This is a genomic window from Pyramidobacter porci, assembly GCF_009695745.1.
In the GTDB taxonomy this organism is placed as follows: domain Bacteria; phylum Synergistota; class Synergistia; order Synergistales; family Dethiosulfovibrionaceae; genus Pyramidobacter; species Pyramidobacter porci.
This window is the reverse complement of record NZ_VUNH01000009.1, coordinates 106,754-123,825: the sequence shown is the minus strand read 5'-3', so window position 1 is coordinate 123,825 and position 17,072 is coordinate 106,754. Positions and strand designations below refer to the sequence as shown.

General features: G+C 61.0%; 20 protein-coding genes. 2 read left to right on the top strand and 18 right to left on the bottom strand.

Annotation, left to right across the window (positions count from 1 at the left end; translation table 11 throughout):
• Positions 1–20 precede the first annotated feature (20 nt).
• The 11 genes from rnc to FYJ74_RS08980 all read right to left on the bottom strand — a co-directional run bounded on the left by rnc (position 21) and on the right by FYJ74_RS08980 (position 9,197).
• A complete protein-coding gene (gene rnc, locus FYJ74_RS09030; protein ID WP_154529250.1) occupies positions 21–716 on the bottom strand; it encodes a ribonuclease III in 696 nt (231 codons plus the stop codon).
• Positions 716–1,954, bottom strand: a complete 1,239-nt coding sequence (gene fabF / locus FYJ74_RS09025; protein WP_154529249.1) for a beta-ketoacyl-ACP synthase II — start codon at positions 1,952–1,954, stop codon at positions 716–718. The genes rnc and fabF overlap by 1 nt, the downstream gene beginning before the upstream one ends.
• Before the next feature lie 107 nt (positions 1,955–2,061).
• Positions 2,062–2,313 carry an acyl carrier protein gene (gene acpP / locus FYJ74_RS09020; protein WP_009164755.1) on the bottom strand — a complete coding sequence of 84 codons (252 nt, stop codon included), beginning with the start codon at positions 2,311–2,313 and terminating at the stop codon, positions 2,062–2,064.
• A 47-nt stretch (positions 2,314–2,360) separates the two neighbouring features.
• Positions 2,361–3,098 carry a 3-oxoacyl-[acyl-carrier-protein] reductase gene (fabG, locus tag FYJ74_RS09015; RefSeq protein WP_154529248.1) on the bottom strand — a complete coding sequence of 246 codons (738 nt, stop codon included), beginning with the start codon at positions 3,096–3,098 and terminating at the stop codon, positions 2,361–2,363.
• A gap of 2 nt (positions 3,099–3,100) precedes the next feature.
• Positions 3,101–4,051: an ACP S-malonyltransferase gene (gene fabD, locus FYJ74_RS09010; RefSeq protein ID WP_154529247.1), complete on the bottom strand. Its 951-nt coding sequence runs from the start codon at positions 4,049–4,051 to the stop codon at positions 3,101–3,103.
• 15 nt (positions 4,052–4,066) lie between these two features.
• On the bottom strand, positions 4,067–5,008 hold the full coding sequence (locus FYJ74_RS09005) for a nitronate monooxygenase (protein ID WP_154529246.1): 942 nt from the start codon (positions 5,006–5,008) through the stop codon (positions 4,067–4,069).
• 96 nt (positions 5,009–5,104) lie between these two features.
• Positions 5,105–6,136 (bottom strand): phosphate acyltransferase PlsX, encoded by a 1,032-nt coding sequence (gene plsX, locus FYJ74_RS09000; RefSeq protein ID WP_154529245.1) that lies wholly within the window; start codon positions 6,134–6,136, stop codon positions 5,105–5,107.
• A 2-nt stretch (positions 6,137–6,138) separates the two neighbouring features.
• Entirely contained in the window at positions 6,139–6,741 is a 603-nt protein-coding gene (fapR, locus tag FYJ74_RS08995; RefSeq protein WP_154529244.1) for a transcription factor FapR, read from the bottom strand.
• 451 nt (positions 6,742–7,192) lie between these two features.
• Positions 7,193–7,408: a 50S ribosomal protein L32 gene (gene rpmF, locus FYJ74_RS08990; RefSeq protein WP_154529243.1), complete on the bottom strand. Its 216-nt coding sequence runs from the start codon at positions 7,406–7,408 to the stop codon at positions 7,193–7,195.
• A 2-nt stretch (positions 7,409–7,410) separates the two neighbouring features.
• Positions 7,411–7,977: a YceD family protein gene (locus FYJ74_RS08985; RefSeq protein ID WP_154529242.1), complete on the bottom strand. Its 567-nt coding sequence runs from the start codon at positions 7,975–7,977 to the stop codon at positions 7,411–7,413.
• A gap of 32 nt (positions 7,978–8,009) precedes the next feature.
• Complete coding sequence (locus FYJ74_RS08980) at positions 8,010–9,197, bottom strand: acetate/propionate family kinase (protein ID WP_154529241.1); 1,188 nt, start codon at positions 9,195–9,197, stop codon at positions 8,010–8,012.
• Between the two features lie 98 nt (positions 9,198–9,295).
• Here FYJ74_RS08980 and FYJ74_RS08975 point away from each other — a divergent pair, with 98 nt between their 5' ends.
• Complete coding sequence (locus tag FYJ74_RS08975) at positions 9,296–10,507, top strand: tRNA(Met) cytidine acetate ligase (protein WP_154529240.1); 1,212 nt, start codon at positions 9,296–9,298, stop codon at positions 10,505–10,507.
• Here the strand turns inward: FYJ74_RS08975 and coaD are convergent.
• The 6 genes from coaD to FYJ74_RS08945 form a co-directional block, all read right to left on the bottom strand.
• Complete coding sequence (gene coaD / locus FYJ74_RS08970) at positions 10,504–11,022, bottom strand: pantetheine-phosphate adenylyltransferase (RefSeq protein ID WP_154529239.1); 519 nt, start codon at positions 11,020–11,022, stop codon at positions 10,504–10,506. The two genes, FYJ74_RS08975 and coaD, sit on opposite strands and share 4 nt — an antisense overlap.
• Complete coding sequence (locus FYJ74_RS08965; protein ID WP_320634000.1) at positions 11,009–11,515, bottom strand: RsmD family RNA methyltransferase; 507 nt, start codon at positions 11,513–11,515, stop codon at positions 11,009–11,011. The genes coaD and FYJ74_RS08965 overlap by 14 nt, the downstream gene beginning before the upstream one ends.
• Positions 11,512–12,456, bottom strand: a complete 945-nt coding sequence (gene trmB / locus FYJ74_RS08960; protein ID WP_154529238.1) for a tRNA (guanosine(46)-N7)-methyltransferase TrmB — start codon at positions 12,454–12,456, stop codon at positions 11,512–11,514. Before trmB ends, FYJ74_RS08965 begins: the two co-directional genes overlap by 4 nt.
• A gap of 299 nt (positions 12,457–12,755) precedes the next feature.
• Complete coding sequence (locus FYJ74_RS08955) at positions 12,756–13,580, bottom strand: P-loop NTPase (protein ID WP_154529237.1); 825 nt, start codon at positions 13,578–13,580, stop codon at positions 12,756–12,758.
• A gap of 57 nt (positions 13,581–13,637) precedes the next feature.
• The gene (locus FYJ74_RS08950) at positions 13,638–14,465 is read right to left on the bottom strand and encodes a LacI family DNA-binding transcriptional regulator (RefSeq protein WP_154529236.1); all 828 of its coding nucleotides are present in this window, start codon (positions 14,463–14,465) and stop codon (positions 13,638–13,640) included.
• 9 nt (positions 14,466–14,474) lie between these two features.
• Positions 14,475–16,151 (bottom strand): nucleoside kinase, encoded by a 1,677-nt coding sequence (locus tag FYJ74_RS08945; protein ID WP_154529235.1) that lies wholly within the window; start codon positions 16,149–16,151, stop codon positions 14,475–14,477.
• 134 nt (positions 16,152–16,285) lie between these two features.
• On the opposite strand from FYJ74_RS08945, the gene FYJ74_RS08940 reads away from it, so the two are divergent.
• Entirely contained in the window at positions 16,286–16,438 is a 153-nt protein-coding gene (locus FYJ74_RS08940; protein WP_154529234.1) for a hypothetical protein, read from the top strand.
• Between the two features lie 38 nt (positions 16,439–16,476).
• Here FYJ74_RS08940 and FYJ74_RS08935 read toward each other — a convergent pair whose 3' ends face one another.
• A complete protein-coding gene (locus FYJ74_RS08935; RefSeq protein ID WP_154529233.1) occupies positions 16,477–16,962 on the bottom strand; it encodes a hypothetical protein in 486 nt (161 codons plus the stop codon).
• Positions 16,963–17,072: the final 110 nt, after the last annotated feature.

Genomic DNA, 17,072 nt, shown 5'->3' with positions numbered 1-17,072 from the left:
AGACGGACAAGCGATCTTTGTCAGAGCTGTTTTTTTGGCGGTTCGATCAATTTCAATGCAGTTCTCGCTGCTGCCTGCTCAGCTGCCTTGCGGCTGGTTCCTCTGCCGCGGGCAAGTTCCTTGCCGTCCAGCAAAGCCCGGACGATGAAAACCGGATCATGCTCCGGCCCTTTACGCTGAAGCAGTTCATAATAAGGCGTCGGCCCGTTCCGTTCTTGACAGAGAATCTGCAGACGGCTCTTCGGGTCGAGCTGCTCGCGCGCCGCTTCTCGCGGACGCCGGCTCAAAAAATTCCGGGCCCGTTCCAGCCCTCCGTCAAGGTAAAGCGCGCCGATCAGGGCCTCGACCGCGTCGCCGATCATGTTTTCGCTGGCGCTGCCGCGCTGCCCCGTTCCCAAAAGGAGCAGGTCGTCCAATCCCAAAGAGTGCCCCCAGGCGGAAAGCACTTCTTCGCGGACCAGCGAGGCGCGCTCGCGGGTCATCTGTCCCTCGCTGGCATCGGGACGGGTGCGGAACAGCTCCTCGCTGATCAGCACTTCCAGCACGGCGTCGCCGAGAAACTCGAGACGCTCGTTCCAGAACGGAACTCCCCGTTCGTGAGCGTAGGACGAATGAGTCAGCGCTTCTTCCAGCAGGGCCGGATCGTTGAATTCATAGCCGATGCGCCGCTGAAACTCGAGCAGACTTTTTTGCCGCGCCGGCTCCGTTCCGTTCATTAGCCTTCGTACTTCTGCAGCGCAAGCACACCGTTGTGCCCGCCGAAGCCGAAATTGTTGACGAGAATGCGTTTGACGTTTCGGTCGTACAGCGTTTCGGCGACAACGTTGACGTTGCACTCGGGATCGGGCGTTTCGTAGTTGCGCGTCTTGTGGACGATCCCCTGCTCGAAGGCCTGGAGCGCCGCCACGACCGCCACGCCGCCGGCCGCGCCGAGCGTGTGGCCGAAGATCGACTTGGTGGAGGTGACGAGCGTGTCTTTCGCCTTGTCGCCGAGCAGTCCGTTGATAGCCTTGGATTCCATAATCTCGTTAAGATGAGTGGAAGTTCCATGGGCGTTGACCAAATCCACGCCGTTCCAGCCCGACTGCTTCATGGCCAGTTCCATGGCCTTCATGGCGCCGGCGCCGTCGGGATCGGGAGCGGTCAGATGATAGGCGTCGCAGGTGGCGCCGTAGCCTGTCAGCTCGCCGTAAATATGGGCGCCGCGGGCGCGGGCGCGTTCAAGATCTTCGAGAACGACAACGCCGGCGCCCTCCGCGACGATGAAACCGGCGCGGTCTTTGTCGAAGGGGCGGCACGCACACTCCGGATCGTCGTTGTGGGTCGTGCACAGCGCCTTCATGGAGGCAAAACCGGCGACGGTCAATCCCATCACGCAGGCCTCGGCGCCGCCGGCCAACATCACGTCCGCGTCACCGCGCTGGACGGCGTACCACGCCTCGCCGATGCTGTTGATCGACGACGCGCAGGCGGTGACGATGCACATGTTGGGGCCTTTGCAGCCGTACTTGATGGCGATGTAGGCCGAGGTCATGTTGCTGATCATCATCGGGATGGCGAAAGGTCCGACGTGACGAGGCCCTTTTTCGGAAAGATCCTGATATCCTTCCCAGCTGGTATGCAGCCCGCCGGTGCCGGAACCGATGTAAACGCCGAACTTCCAGGGATCGACGGAAGCCGGATCAAGCTTTGCATCTTCAAGCGCCATCGACGCCGCTGCCGTCGAGAACTGAATGACGCGGTCGGTGCGCTTGGCCTCTTTTTTAGCCACATAAAGGGCGGGATCAAAATCGAGAACCTCGCCCGCAATTTTCACATTGTAGTCGGACGCGTCGAAAGCGGTGATGTTCCTGATGCCGTTTTCTCCCGCTTCAAGAGCGCGCCAGTAATTATCCTTGCCGATGCCAACGGGGCTGACCACGCCGAGCCCGGTGATCACGACTCTTCGATTCATTTTGAGATCTCCTTGCCGCCTCGGTGGGCGAAATACGATAAGTGTTTCTTTAAAATCGGGAGAGGAACCGCCGTACTGGTATCCTCTCCCCCGCAAATACAGCTCAGTTACTCCTCAATGCCAAGCTTGCTGGCGGCGTAGTTGATTGCTTCACCGACAGTGGTCAGCTTCTCGGCATCCTCATCGGGGATCTCGATGTCGAACTCTTCCTCGATGCCCATGATCAGCTCGACGATGTCAAGGGAATCGGCGCCGAGATCTTCCACAAAGGAAGCCTCGGGACGGATCTGCTCCTCTTCCACGTCAAGACGGTCGATAATGATTTCCTTCAGGCGAGCGAGAACATCTGCTTTAGTCATAGCTCAAAGCACCTCCATAAAATATGCGGCCTTGTAAAAGAACCGCTCTATGCCATTGTCATCCCGCCGTCGACGGCGAGAACCTGACCTGTGATGTAAGAACTGCTTTCCTGCGCGAAGAAGGACACGGCGTTGGCGATGTCCTCTGGCTCGCCCTGACGTCCCTGCGGGATGCCCGTCAGGATCGCCTCCTTGGCGGCGTCGCTCAGAATTTTCGTCATATCGGTGGCGATGTAACCGGGGGCGACGCAGTTCACCGTCACGCCCTTGGCGGCGTATTCACGCGCCACGCACTTGCTGAAACCGATCACGCCGGCCTTTGCCGCGCCGTAATTGGCCTGTCCGGGATTGCCCGTGACGCCCACCACCGAAGAGATGTTGACGATCCGGCCCCAGCGGGCGCGGACCATGGCTTTGACCGCTTCGCGCGTGCAGAGGAACACGGACTTGAGATCGGCGTTGAGCACGTCGTCCCAATCGGAGTCTTTCATCCGCATCAAAAGCCCGTCTTTCGTCTGCCCGGCGTTGTTGACGAGGATCTCGACGGGGCCGAGAGCTTCTTTGACGTCGTCGAAAAGCTTTTTCACCGCCTCGGGGCTGGAGACGTCGCCGGCAAAAGCCATCGCTTTTCCGCCGGCGGCCGTGATCTCGTTCACCAAGGACTGAGCCGCTTCCGCCGAAGAACGATAATTCACCGCCACGGCGCAGCCGTCGGCGGCAAGCCGTTTCGCCACCGCGCGGCCGATGCCGCGGCCGGCGCCGGTAACCAATGCAATGCGGGCCATCGCTATGCTTCCGCCTTTCGCTCTATAAAGGGGACGACCTGCTCAAGATCGGCCGGCTGTTCCACGTTGAGCACCGCGGCCTGACGGGCGATCTTTTTGACCGTGCCGGCCAGCACTTTGCCGGGGCCCACTTCAATGAATCCTTCCACGCCCCGAGCGGCCATGGTCTGCACGCTTTCGGTCCATCTGACGGGGCTGTACGTCTGAGCGTACAGTCCGTCGCGAATCGCGGAAACGTCGCTGACCGGTTGGGCGGAAACGTTGGCGACCAGCGGGCAGCGCCCAGGATTCCAAACGCACTTTTCCATTTCGGCCGCCAGACGGTCCGCCACAGGGCGCATCAGCGAGCAGTGGAACGGAGCGCTCACGTTCAGCATCACGGAACGCTTGGCGCCTTTTGCGGAAGCCAGCGCGACGGCGCGCTCCACCGCGGCCGTATGGCCGGAGATGACGATCTGCACCGGCGTATTGTAATTCGCCGCTTCGCAGACTTCCCCCTGAGCGGCTTCTGCGCAGACGGCGCGGACCGCGTCGGCTTCAAGTCCGAGGATCGCCGCCATGGCTCCCACGCCTCGAGGCACGGCCTCCTGCATGAAGGATCCTCGCTTGTGCACAAGGCGCACGCCGTCGGCCAGCGACAGCACGCCGCTGGCGACGAGGGCCGTGTACTCGCCGAGGCTGTGCCCGGCTACAAAAGCGGGATCCAACGTCACGCCTTTTTCCTGAAGCGCGCGGAACACGGCGATGGACATCGCCAAAATAGCGGGCTGAGTGTAGGCCGTCAAGACCAGCTTGTCCTCGGGGCCGTTGAAGATGATGTCGCTGAGGGAAAATCCGAGAGCCTCGTCAGCTTCGGCGAAAGTCTCTTTTGCCGCCGTGGAAACGCCGCACAGTTCCTTTCCCATGCCAACGGCCTGAGAGCCCTGGCCGGGAAAAACGATCGCATACTTCATAGGCTTCGACTCCTTTTAAGCGTTGGTTTCCAAGTCCTTGAGAATAGTTTTGGCCTCGGCGACCATGCTTTCGATGATATCGGCACAGGAACGGATGTCTCCGACCAGCGCAGCCGACTGACCGGCCATGACGGACCCCCGTTCCATGTCGCCGTCGATGACGGCGGCACGGAGACGGCCTGTGCCCAACTTTTCGATCTCGGCTACCGGAGCGTGATTGTACTCGAGATCGAGAAATTCCTTCGTCAGCTTGTTGGCGATGCAGCGCACGGGATGCCCCGTGCTGGCGCCGGTCACCGCGGTGCAGCGTTCCTTCGCCCTGACAAGTTCCTGTTTGTAATCGGGATGCACCGTGCATTCCTTGGAACAAACGAAGCGCGTTCCCACCTGAACTCCCTTGGCCCCCAGAGAGAAAGCGGCCGCCATGCCGCGGCCGTCGACGATGCCGCCGGCGCAGACAACGGGAACTTTCACCGCTTGAGCCACGAGGGGCGTGAGCACCATGGTCGTCAGCTCGCCGATATGCCCGCCGGCTTCCATGCCCTCGGCCACTACGGCCTGCGCGCCCTGACGGACGGCGCGGATCGCCACCGCCGTGGAAGCGACGACGGGCATGACGATCGCCCCAAGAGGTCTTAATCGCTCGATCACTTTGCCGGGGTTGCCGGCGCCGGTCGTAATGACTTTGATGCGATACTTGGCGGCCAGCTCCACCGCAGCGGGAGCCGTCGGCGACATAAGCATGATGTTCATGCCGTAGGGCTTGTCGGTCAACTCGCGAATCTTGAGCAATTCTTTCTCCAGCAGCTCGGGCGGCGTCGCTCCTGCGGCGATGATACCAAGGCCGCCTGCATTGCTGACCGCAGCGGCCAGTTCCGCATTGGCGATCCAAGCCATAGCCCCTTGGATCACAGGATGTTTAATTCCCAAAAGTTCCGTGATTTCCTTACCGAGCATGAAGAAACGAACCCCTTTCGTTTTTCGCAGTCAGAGTGCAGCCGACATCAATTCCCTCAAATCTTATCAAACGTTCCGACGAACGTTGCGCGATCGTCAGCACAAAGTCTCCTCGGCAGCAACTTTTTCCAGTTCCTGTGCAATATCCTCACGGATACGTTCCAGCGCGTTACGTTCCACAAAGCTGTAGGCCACGCCAATGGCGTTGGCGATGGCGGGCGCTTTGGAACGCCCGTGAGCTTTGATCACCGCACCGTTCACGCCCATCAGCGCGGAACCGCCGTAGCGCTGATAATCGACGCGCGCGCCAAGTCTCTTCATGGAAGGATACAGCAGCAGCGCGCCGGCTTTCGCCAGCCAGGACTCCTGGATGGTTTCTTTGACCAGTCCCCTGCAGAACTTGATCAATCCTTCAAAGGACTTGAGCATGACGTTGCCGGAAAAACCGTCGCAAACCACGACGTCCGCATCGCCCATGGGAACGCGGTTGGCTTCGACATAACCGCCGAAATTCAGGTCGTCGCTGGCGCGCAGTCGTTCGCGAGCCGCCACGATGACGTCGTCGCCCTTGATCTCTTCGGAACCATTGGAAAGCAAGCAGACCCGCGGCGACGAGGAGAGCTTTTCCACGTCCTTCATGTAGACGGAACCCATCAGCGAAAACTGCACCAGATTCAGCGGCTTGCAGCGCACGGTGGCTCCGGCGTCGAGAAGGAACACCGGCTTCTTCGTGGGAAGCAGGATCCCCAGGCCGGGCCGGTCGATGCCTTTCAGACGACCGACCACAAGCACGCCGCCGGCCACGATCGCACCGGTGCTGCCGGAGGAAACGCAGCCCTTGGCCTCGCCCGACCGGACCATTTCCATAGCGATGCGCATGCTGGAATGCTTTTTGCAGCGGATCGCCTTCGCGGGCGACTCGTTCGGATCGACCACTTCCTCGGCATGGACCACGTGAATGCGGCTTCGGACGCTGCCGTCAGCTTTGTCCAGATAGGGTTCAATGACGGTTTTATCCCCAATCAAAGCGATTTCGAGATCGCTGTTTCTATTGCATGCTTCGATGACACCAGGACAAACGGCAGAAGCGCCGTGATCGCCGCCCATGGCGTCTACGGCAATGATCATGATTATCCCTCGTTCCCCCGCACGGCTGAAACCGTACTTTCTTCTCCGCTCGACAGAGCCCGCACGATAAAGCGCCCCACATAGATCTCCCGCTCCCCTACGTTGGTATGGACGCTCACAATGTACTTGTCGCCTTCATGGACGCCCACTTTTGCCCGGGCCACCAGTCGGTCTCCGACAACCGCAGGAGCGCTGTACCGGCCGCGGAACGTCTGCACGACAACCATGTCGGCTTCTACTACGGCAATCGCCAACGTGCTTGCTTGAGCGTAGATATATTGATCCCAGACTTGATCGGTATGCCGAAAAGCCATTTCCTTGGTGGTCAGAAGCATGGACAGCGCCCACACGTTTGGCTCCAGCCCCAGAAGTTCGCCGATGAATTCCTCCTGCTTCAGAGAACGCAGGCGACTGACAGCCCGCTCGGCCATCTGACGGGTGCGTTCGCGCAGTTCCGGCACGCCCATAAGCGCGCGGTCAAGCCGGATCGTACTGAGGCTCACTTTCAGCAGCCGGGCGAGGTCTTCATCGGTATAGAGAGGATTCTGTTCTATCAGCGCGAATAACTTTTCGTGGCGCTTCAACTTGCCATTTTTCAGTGACATGTTCCTCCCTCGCTTTTAACACCTAGTCCTAATATCTACTCTCGAACTACGCGAAGTATAAAGACTTTACCGTAAAAGGTCAATACACTTTCACTCGCCTCCAAATATTTTTTACTTATGAATTCGTACGGAAATGAGAGAGTTCGCCGTGCCAGCTCGTTCTCTTCAAGGGAAGAAATTTCATCAATTCATTCTAGCTCTCGTACTCGTTTTTGTTAAAAAGGGCAAAGATTCTTCGTCCTCGGCGCGTCGAAAACTGCGTGAAATCGCGTGGCGCATGCTTTTTGCGGCACGGCCGCGCGCCGGCGCGACATTTTCAACGATGCTTTCTCATTGAAAGGCAGCATTATCGCCAATGAGCACTGATTTTCAAGAAACATACAAAGAACCCCCTGTCGTACCATCTTTACGTACGCAGGGGGTTCTTCGGTTTTCTGCGAGCAGTTCGGGCTTATTCGGCTTTCGCTGCGGTTTCGGCCTTGTCGGCGGCGACCTTGAGCACCTTGCGGCCGCGGTAATAACCGCAGACAGGGCAGGCGCTGTAGGTCGGGATCATCTCGCCGCAATGAGAGCAGGCCGTCATGCTGGGCGCGGTCTTTTCGCCCAGCCAATGGGCAAAGCGCATGTGGGTCCTGCGGTGGGACACTTTCATCTTCGGGGTTGCCATAGTCATTTCCCTCCTTTTTGCTTTTCTTCATCCATTAAATCTGCCAGAATCAGGAAACGCGGATCCATTCGATCCTCGGCGGGGAGAAGCGAATCGATCTCAATGCATCCTTCAGGGCACGTCGCGTAAAGCGGCAAAGCCACCACAAGGCATTCCCACACGAGATCGGTCACGTCAATACCGCTGCCGAGCCACGGAACGGGTAGCACGACCCTGTTGGAATCGTCGAATAATTCCTCTTCTTCCTGTACTTTTCCCACATCTTCTGACTGCAAGATGTAAGAATACATGAATTCCTGTTGAATTGCAACCGTTAAAGGCGCGCAACATCTACGACATTCGGTAGCAACTTCTCCAGTGATCCCGATTAAAACGTCGGCACCCTCAGGAGTCCGCTGCGTTTTCACGGAGACTTCGACGGGACTGGGGAAGGGGAATTCCTGAGCGCCGCAGGACAGGGGCTCTTTCAGATCCAACGTCCAGACCTGAGAGAACCTGTGCTGTGAGTCTTTCGCTTCCGGCAAAGGCACAACGAAATGCCAGTCCTTCGGCCGTTCGGTCAGTGCCATAGGCCTTTGTCCTCTCCGCTTCAAGTCCCCGCTCAGAAAGCCATCTTTTTGGTGTCGCGGGCGATGACCAACTCTTCGTTGGTGGGAATGACGATGACTTTGACCTTGGAATCGGGCGCGCTGATGACGCGCTCCTCGCCGCGGAAGTTGTTCTTGGAATAATCCATCTTCACGCCGAGGAATTCAAGGCCTTCGGTGACCATTTGGCGGGTGGTGGCGCTGTTCTCGCCGATGCCGGCCGTGAAAACGATGGCATCGACGCCGCCCATGGCCGCGGCATAAGCGCCGATATACTTTTTGACGCTGTAGGTCAGCATTTTGTAAGCCAGAGCGCACTTGGCGTCGCCCTTGTTCATGCCTTCTTCGACGTCGCGAAGGTCGGCGGAAACTCCGGAAACTCCAAACAGACCGCTCTCCTTGTTGAGGATCGTGTCAGTTTTTTCCGCGCCTTCTCTCTGGGCGATAAAGGTGACAACGCTCGGATCCACGTCGCCGCAGCGAGTGCCCATGACGACGCCGGGAAGCGGCGTGAAGCCCATGGAGGTGTCGACGACCTTGCCGTGGGCCACGGCGGCCAGCGAGCTGCCGTTGCCGAGGTGGCAGGTGATGATCTTCAACTCTTCGATGGGACGGCCGAGAATTTCGGCGCAACGGGCCGACACGAAACGGTGGCTGGTGCCGTGAAAGCCGTAGCGGCGCACGTGGTCTTCCTTGTAATATCTTTCCGGCACGGCATAGCGGAAAGCGTAGTCGGGCATGGTCTGATGGAACGCCGTGTCGAAAACGCCGACCTGAGGGACCGACGGCAACGCGGCCGTGATCGCCTCGATGCCGATGATGTTGGCGGGGTTGTGAAGAGGTGCAAGAGGCGCACAGCGCTTCAGGGCGTTCATCACAGCAGGCGTGATTTTTACGGAGCTGGCGAACTCTTCGCCGCCGTGGACAACGCGGTGCCCGACGGCGCCCAGCTCGTCAAGGCTCTTGAGCACGCCGACTTTGGCATCGAGCAACGACTTGAGGACGAGATCGACAGCCACCTTGTGATCGGGAATCGCGGCCTCGGTCACCACCGCGTCCATGCCGATCTTGGTGTGCTTGAGGCGGGAACCGTCGATGCCGATGCGCTCGACCAGCCCCTTAGCAAGCACGGACTCGTTGTCCATGTCGAAGACCTGATACTTCAGAGAGGAGCTGCCGCAGTTGATAACGAGAATCTTCATTACAAAAAACCTCCTTGACGTTTTTGACGCTCTGTCGTATATCCAAACTGTCACTCATCCCCTGCCGCCTCGGGCAAATTCAGAGGAGAATCACCATCATGAGAAAAATCATCGGCATCGTCGCCGAATACAACCCCTTTCATCGAGGCCATCGGTATCAGCTCGAGGAAATAAAAAAAAGAAACGGCGATGCGGCCATCGTCTCCGTTTTGTCGTCGAACTTCCTGCAGCGGGGCGTGCCCGCACTGCTGGACAAATGGGAACGCGCCCACGCCGCGGTGCGCTGCGGCGTCGATCTGGCGCTCGAGCTGCCGCTGCCTTTCTGCTGCAACAACGCCGGCGTTTTCGCCGGCGGCGCCGTGGCGCTGCTGAAAGCGGCGGGCGTCGTCGAAGCGATTTCCTTCGGCATGGAAGACGAAACGGATCTGCTCGGCGCAATCTCTGCTATTTTAGTTCAGGAACCTCCGGCTTTCAAGGCTATTTTACAGAATTTCTTAAAAAAAGGATCCTCTTACGCCCAAGCGAGGGCCGAGGCGGCCGACCGGTTTTGTCCCGGCGGCGGCGCGCTGTTGGGCAAGCCGAACAACACGCTGGCCGTCGCTTACGCGGAAGCGGCGCTGCGCCAGAGGGCCGGTTTCGAACTGCTGCCGGTGCGGCGCGCCGGCGCCGGGTACAACGACCGCAGCGAAGGCGAGATCATGAGCGCCACGGGGATCCGCGAAGCGCTTCTGAACGGGCGGATGGAGAGCGCGTGCCGCGCCATGCCGGACGAAAGCGCGGCCATCCTTCGAAAAAATATCGCCGCCGGACGCTGCTGCCTCGACTGGGAACCGCTCTGGCAGGCGCTGCGGCTGCTGCTCATGCGCGCCACAAGCGCGGAACTGGCGCGATACGCCGAGGTGAGCGAAGGCGTCGAGAACCGCTTTCTCGACCAGTTTCCGCGCTGCGAGAGCTTCGAGGAACTGGCCGAACGGGTGGCCACGCGACGCTATCCGCGCACGCGCGTCCGCCGTCAGCTCATGAGCCTGCTGCTGAACGTCAGCGAGGCGGACAACCAGCTCTTTCAGCGCCACGGCCCCGCCTACATCCGTCCGCTGGCGATGAACAACCGCGGCCGCGAACTGCTGCGCCTGATGCGCAAAAAAAGTTCGCTGCCGGTGATCACGAAACCCGCGGGGCTGCACGGCGACGACTACGCCCAAAAGATCATGGCGCTAGAATTCCGCGGCGCGGCGCTGTGGGAAAGTCTTGTGCCCCGCCCCGACTGGGAGCGAGAGAAGAAGGCCGTGCCGCTGATCCTCGACGATTAGCTTTTCGCCGGAACGGCGCCGGCTTTGGCGCCGCTGTGAAAGCGTTCCACCAGGCGGCGGTGCACGTAGGGCGGCACGAGGTTGCGCACCTCGCCGCCGAGCTGGAACACGTCCTTGATGGTATGGCTGGAAAGGAACGAATATTTGGCGTCGGTGACGATGAACAGCGTTTCGATCTCCGGCGCCAGCTGACGGTTCATCAGCGCCATCTGAAACTCGTACTCGAAGTCGGACAGCGCCCGCAGGCCGCGGATGACGATGCTGCTTTTGCGCTGGCGCAGAAAATCCACCAGCAGTCCGGAGAAAGAGTTCACCGTCACGTTGGAAAGGTGTTTGAGAGCCTCGCGAGCCATATCGACCCGTTCGTCGATCGCGAAGGCTCCTTTTTTGTCGGAATTGATCAGGACCGAGACCTCAAGTTCGTCGAACAGCGCCGCCGCGCGTTCGGCGATGAATACGTGACCGTTCGTGATCGGGTCGAAGGAACCGGGATAAACCGCCTTATGCCTGTACATCGGAGACCTCCTTCAGTTTGAGGAAATCGAGCACCGAAACGCCGTAGCGCCGCTCGTCCGCCAGTTCCCAGGGCGAATCCGCCAGGTCGAGCGACTCGCGTTCGGCGCGCTCGAGGATCACCGTGCCGCCGGGCTTCAGCAGCCCGGCGTGAGCGCCGAGGAGCCGCGGCAGCTCGCTCATCCACTTCATCTCGTAGGGCGGATCGGCGAAAATCACGTCGAAGCTCAGCTCGCGTTTTTCCAGCCAGTTCAGCGCCCGGCGCACATCCATGCAGAGGGCGATGTGATTTTCTTCGCCCAGCGCGCGGCGGATCTCCGCCGCCCGGTCGCGCAGCAGTTCCACCGTGACGACGGACGCGCCGCGGGCGCGCGCCTCCTTCGCCACCCGGCCGGTGCCGGAGAACAGATCGAGAAAGCTCATGCCCGACAGAGGCCCGAGGATGCTGAACAGGGCCCCCAGCGTTTTGCCCGTGGTCGGCCTGACCTCCTTCACCGCGCCTGGATCCTTCGCGCCGCATCCTCGACGGCGAAGCGCACCGCCGGCGTCAGAAACGGGGCGAAAACGCCGTCCAGCTTGACCAGCGTACACTCCGGCTTGCTGACGATTTTGACGTAAAACTTCTGCTCGTAGCCGGAGTCGGTGCAGATCGTCTCTTCCAGCAGCGTGCCGTCGGCGGCGCGAAAACCGCCGCGGAAAGCCCAGTGTGAGTCCTCGCCGTGGCGCCCCTGCGCGCTGCCCGTTTGCCCCGTTACCGTCCGGTCGAGAAGATCGAGATCGACCGGCACCGTCGGCGCGATTCTTACGTGCATGCCCTCCACGCTCCCTTCTACCATTCGCGGCACGCTCCAAAGCGCCGTTTTTTCGATGTAAAGATGATGGATGTCCTTGCCCATGTCCAGCCATTTGCGCTCGTACTTGGTGGTGAGGTCGCGGCGGAAGTTGAGGCGGCGTTCGGCCAGCTTCAGCGCCGCGTGGGCACCGAGGATCCGTTCGACCTCGTCGGCGTACCAGCCCTCGTCGGTGGCCATCTCGAAGACGCCGCCGATCTTCAGCACCGAGGCCAGCAATCCGGAAAAGCCTTCCGAGGTGACGCGGCGGCGCGCATGGCGCTCCTTCGGCCAAGGGCAGGGGAAACTCATGTAAATGCGTTCCACCGAGTTATCGGCAAAGCATTCGCGCACGAGGAAGCGCGCGTCGCCGCACAGCAGGCGCACGTTTTCCAGCTTCAGACGCGCGACGCGCGACAGCGCTTTTTCGAGGCACATGTGGGAAACTTCCACGCCGTAAACCAGCGCCTCCGGGCGTTTCTGCGCGAGATCGACGAGAAAATCGCCGTTGCCGAAGCCGATCTCGATCAGCCGCGGCGCGCCCTCGCGCTCGGCCGGCAGGCGGCATTCCGGCGTCGGCCTGAGGATCACGTCTCCACGATTCAAAATTCTTCCCTCCAATGCCTTTCCCTGCGGTTTGCAAGCGCGGAATTCTCGTTTTTTTCCGAAAGACGGCTCATTATAACAAAAAGTCAGCGGCGCGTGAACGGTCCGCCCGCCGCCGTTTTCCCAAACGAAAAACGTTTCACGCGGAACATTTTCGATTTTTTCCCTTGGGCCGCCGTGTTCGCGACGATATCTTTCAGGAAATATGACGGTCGCGCGCCAAACGGCGCGGGCAAAAAAAGCCGGACTCCTTTTTCATCGACGAAAAAAGAAGTCCGGCCTCCCCGTTCAAAAATCGCTCACGCCCGGGCTTTCACGCCGACGGTAGCGGCGGTCAGAGCCTGCATGAGTTCTTCGTTCTCGTATTCCTCGAGGCGCCCCGCGTCGCCGAGTTCGGCCAGCTTCTGGTCGACGGGGATGCGCGCCAGCGTCTTGAGACTGAAAAGCTTCTCGATCTCCTCGCGGTGCGACGAGCCGAAAAGGTCCCAACGTTCGCCGCAGTGCGGGCACACCGCGTAGGACATGTTTTCGACCAGGCCGAGCAGCGGCACGTTCATCATCTTGCCGAGATTGATCTGCTTCTGCACGATCATCGTCGACAGGCTCTGCGGCATGGTCACGGCGAGGATGCCGTCGACCTGGATGCTCTGCATGACCGTCAGCGGCGCGTCGGCGGTCCCCGGCGGCAGGTCGACGACGGCAAAGTCAAGACCGCCCCAGGCGCCGTCCTCCCAGAACTGCTTGATGGTGCCGCTGATCAGCGGGCCGCGCCAGACGACGGGCGCGCCGTCGTCCTTGAGCAGCAGGTTGACGGAAAGCACTTCGATGCCGCTGGCCGTCGCGGGCATTTGGATCTTGTCGTTCTCCACGTACGGCGCCCGATCGATGCCCAACAGTTTCGGGATCGAAGGGCCGGTCACGTCGGCGTCGAGCACGCCGACGCGGTAGCCGGCGCGGTTCAGCGCCACCGCCAGCAGCGCCGAGACGGTGCTTTTGCCGACGCCGCCCTTGCCGCTGCCGACGGCGATGATGCGGCCGACGCCCTGCCGCGTCGGGCCGGGGATCTTATTGCAGTTTCCGGCCGACGAACAGCTGCTGCACGAACCATTACACGTTTCGCTCATAGCACAAGCCTCCCCAAATAAAACTCAACGGCCCCATCATACCACTTTTATGCCGTTTTATCCGAGAATCAGCTCGCCGGCCGCGGAAACGAGCGTCGTTTTGACCAGCGTCGCCGCCGGACGCACGCCGCTGCCGCGGATCGCGTTGGTCAGCACGCGCGCCGCCAGCACGCCCAGCTCTCTGACCGGCGCGCGCAGGCAATTGGCGCGCAGCAGGCGCGCCAGCCGTTCGTCGCCGCAGATTAGATCGGGGCGTTCGCCGTCGGGCGGTTTTTTCGGGCCGTCCCAGACGACGAACGGTTCGCCGTCGCCCGTTTCCGTTTCCAGTTCCGACAGAAACTCCATCACGGCCGCCGGGCCGCCGCGATAGCGCACGGGACGACGTTCCGCCAGCGCACGGACCCGCGCCGAAACGCTCTCGCGTTCCAGCGCCACGCTGAATTGGCCGGGGCGGGGGCTCGCTCCGACGCACACCACGGGGATTTCCAGCGCGCCAAGTTCCGGCGCCGGCGCGCCGAACCAGATCAGCCCGTCGGCCTTGCGTCCCTCGATGCGGCGCAGCACGTTGACGGCCGGCGAAGCGCCGCCGCCCTCGAAAAGGAGCAATTCCATTTTGCAGCGCGACAGCACGCCGGATACCGCGCCCAGGAACTCGCCCGTCCACGGCGCGTCCATGCGTTCCAACACCACGGCGGCGACGCCGGTGCGCTTGCTGGAAAGTCCGCTGGCCACAGCGTCAAGTTCGTAGCCCAGTTTCTTCGCCGCTTCCCAGACGCGGCGGCGCGTCTCCGCGGAAATGCGGCGGTCGCCGCGCAGCGCGCGGCTGACGGTGCCTTTGTTGACGCCCGCTTCGAGCGCCACGTCGGCCATCGTGACCCGAGCCATGGCGGGGCCTTAGATCTCGATGATGCTGCCGCCGATGAACTCGCGCAGCAGCGAATTGCTGGGTACCAGACGGGGATCCATCGCCGGCACGAAGCGCAGCATGCGCAGCAGCCGCATCGCCTCGCCGCGCTGGGGCGACTCCTCGCCGACGGAGCGCAGCAGAATCTCGGCATAGGGCTTCATCACCGGCAGCTCGTAGATCAGCGAAGAGTTGAACATCACGTCGGCGTTCTTCTGGTAGGGGAAAATATATTTTGCCGCGCCGCGCACCACCGAGGGCCAGCGGTTCAGCGTCGCCTCGGGCGAGTTGCCGCGGGTGCGGTTGTCGCGGATCAGGCGCCGCAGCAGGCGCACGTCGGTCGTGCTGGTGCGGGAATGCTGGTCGAGGCAGAGGCTGGTCAGCGGCGAGAGGAACACGCCGTAGCGCGCCTGCGGCGGGATCGCCGCCAGCACTTTGTCGTTGAGTCCGTGCAGCCCCTCGAGGATCAGCACGTCGTCCTTCTCCAGCTTCAGTTCATCTCCTTCGGCGCGGCGTCCTTCGTAAAAGTCGAAGCGCGGCAGCCGCACCGTTTTGCCCGCCAGCAGCGCGTGGACGTGTTCGTTCAGCAGCTCGGTGTCCACCGCCTCGACCGCTTCGAAGTCGCGCTTGCCGTCCTCGTCGAGCGGGCACTTGTCGCGGTCTACGAAGTAATCGTCCAGCGAGATCGCCACGGGGCGCCGGCCGGCCACTTCCAGCTGGATGCGCAGCTTGTGCGACGTAGTCGTCTTGCCGGATCCCGACGGGCCGGCGATGGTGATGACGCGGCGCTCGGGCACGCTCAAAAAATCCTGCGTCACCTCGGCGACCTTCTGGGCGTGGAGCGCTTCGGACATGAGGATCAGTTCCTTGCCGCCGTCGCGCGCCACCGCTTCGCAGATTTCCACCAGGTTGACGACGTGGAGTTTGCGCATCCAGTCGGCATAATCGAGAAAAACCGTCGAAAGCTTGTGCGAAGGCCGGTATTCGGGCAGTTCGCCGCGGCTCAGCGCGATCGGGAAGCGCAGCACGACCCCCGGCGCCAGTTTCGAGAGCTTGTAAGGGCGAAGATAACCGGTGGAAGGCACCATCGGCGAATAGAAATGGTCGCGCTCGCCGTCGCAGCAGGCCATCTCCACGGGCAGATCGGACCACATGTGGGCCAGCAGCTTCGCCTTGTCGGGGCGCTCGTGCTCTTCGAAAAAACGCCGCGCTTCGTCGATCGGCGTCATTTCGACGCGGATGGGCAGATCGGCGGCGATGATCCGTTCCATTTCCGCGGCAATGGCGCCGACCTTGTCCGCGCCGATCTCCTCGTCTTCGCCGTCGCGCCGTTCTCCCGGACGGGGCACAACTTCCCAGAACGTGCCCTCGGAAATGGAATGGGTGACGCGCAGGCCGCGCCCCAGCACGCGGCGGGCCGCGATGGTCAGCACGAAACTCAGCGAGCTCTGAAAGACGCTCACGCCCTCCGACGAGGCGAGATCGACCCAGCTGACCCGGGCGTCCTTGTCCACGATCCAGTTCAGCGGCCGCAGATAATGATTGACGTGCCACGCCACCACCGGCACGCCGCTTTGAGCGCCGCTCGAGCGACGCAGCAGTTCCTCGCCGCTTGCCGGCGCGTCGCACGACACGCTCTTTCCGTCGGGGAAAAACGCGTTAAACATTTCCCAGCCTCCTCACAGACAGGTCTGCGCGGCGAAATCGTACCGCGCGCATTTTGCTTTTCATTATACAATGCCCTACAATAATCGGCGCAGCGCCGAGTGAGAAATTTTCGGGCGAAAGGAGACGAACGTCCATGGCCGACGGATTCGAAAGCGACCGCAGCGAGGCTTATTTCTACGGCGGCATGAAGCCGCGCCCGGTTCCCCGGCGTATCGGACCGTCCGGGAAAGACCGCGGCGAAAAAGCGGCCGCTGCGCAACGAAAAAATCCCCGCGCCGGAGGATAAAAATTTCCTCCGCGCGGGGATTTTTTTCGATCCGCGGCTCAGCAGTCGATGATGAAGTGTTCGGGCTCGTAAAAGGTCTGGAAGTCGGTGAGGTTGTTCTCGCGGGCGATGTTTTCCACCTCGTCCTCGCTCTCCACGCTGAAAACGTCCACGCCCTCGTCGGTGTAATTGACGAGCAGACAGCCGTAGCCCTCCTTGACCCCGTCCTTGAAGGCCTGGAGGTACAACTCCAGTTCGATCAGGTCCTCGAAGAAGATCTCGCTGGACAGTTCGCCCTCGCTCTCCGCGCCTTCCTCGTCTTCCGTCAGCGCCTGAAGATAGGAGGAGATGCGGTCGTTCATCGTCTGTTCGAACTCGGGGGCAATGTCGAGCTGCATCTCGTCCTCGTTCAGCTCCCTGAAACTGCCGGCCGGCTTTCCTTCAACCCACAGCTCGCCGGAATACAGAAGGCTCTCGTCGTTGTCCTGCTCGGCCAGATTGTGGATCTCCACACCGTTAATTGACGCGTGCTCGATATCTTTCATTTTAGAAGGTCTCCTTCCCGGAACTTTCATTCCTCGGAATGCTGTCACTCATTTTACCCGAATCGGAACGTAACCGCCAGACTTCTTTTCGCAGAGCCTTCTTTTTTTAG

Coding starts and splice junctions, on each gene's coding strand:
- rnc (WP_154529250.1), bottom strand. CDS start 716: ATGAACGGAACGGAGCCGGCGCGGCAAAAAAGTCTGCTCGAGTTTCAG.
- fabF (WP_154529249.1), bottom strand. CDS start 1,954: ATGAATCGAAGAGTCGTGATCACCGGGCTCGGCGTGGTCAGCCCCGTT.
- acpP (WP_009164755.1), bottom strand. CDS start 2,313: ATGACTAAAGCAGATGTTCTCGCTCGCCTGAAGGAAATCATTATCGAC.
- fabG (WP_154529248.1), bottom strand. CDS start 3,098: ATGGCCCGCATTGCATTGGTTACCGGCGCCGGCCGCGGCATCGGCCGC.
- fabD (WP_154529247.1), bottom strand. CDS start 4,051: ATGAAGTATGCGATCGTTTTTCCCGGCCAGGGCTCTCAGGCCGTTGGC.
- FYJ74_RS09005 (WP_154529246.1), bottom strand. CDS start 5,008: ATGCTCGGTAAGGAAATCACGGAACTTTTGGGAATTAAACATCCTGTG.
- plsX (WP_154529245.1), bottom strand. CDS start 6,136: ATGATCATTGCCGTAGACGCCATGGGCGGCGATCACGGCGCTTCTGCC.
- fapR (WP_154529244.1), bottom strand. CDS start 6,741: ATGTCACTGAAAAATGGCAAGTTGAAGCGCCACGAAAAGTTATTCGCG.
- rpmF (WP_154529243.1), bottom strand. CDS start 7,408: ATGGCAACCCCGAAGATGAAAGTGTCCCACCGCAGGACCCACATGCGC.
- FYJ74_RS08985 (WP_154529242.1), bottom strand. CDS start 7,977: ATGGCACTGACCGAACGGCCGAAGGACTGGCATTTCGTTGTGCCTTTG.
- FYJ74_RS08980 (WP_154529241.1), bottom strand. CDS start 9,197: ATGAAGATTCTCGTTATCAACTGCGGCAGCTCCTCTCTGAAGTATCAG.
- FYJ74_RS08975 (WP_154529240.1), top strand. CDS start 9,296: ATGAGAAAAATCATCGGCATCGTCGCCGAATACAACCCCTTTCATCGA.
- coaD (WP_154529239.1), bottom strand. CDS start 11,022: ATGTACAGGCATAAGGCGGTTTATCCCGGTTCCTTCGACCCGATCACG.
- FYJ74_RS08955 (WP_154529237.1), bottom strand. CDS start 13,580: ATGAGCGAAACGTGTAATGGTTCGTGCAGCAGCTGTTCGTCGGCCGGA.
- FYJ74_RS08950 (WP_154529236.1), bottom strand. CDS start 14,465: ATGGCTCGGGTCACGATGGCCGACGTGGCGCTCGAAGCGGGCGTCAAC.
- FYJ74_RS08945 (WP_154529235.1), bottom strand. CDS start 16,151: ATGTTTAACGCGTTTTTCCCCGACGGAAAGAGCGTGTCGTGCGACGCG.
- FYJ74_RS08940 (WP_154529234.1), top strand. CDS start 16,286: ATGGCCGACGGATTCGAAAGCGACCGCAGCGAGGCTTATTTCTACGGC.
- FYJ74_RS08935 (WP_154529233.1), bottom strand. CDS start 16,962: ATGAAAGATATCGAGCACGCGTCAATTAACGGTGTGGAGATCCACAAT.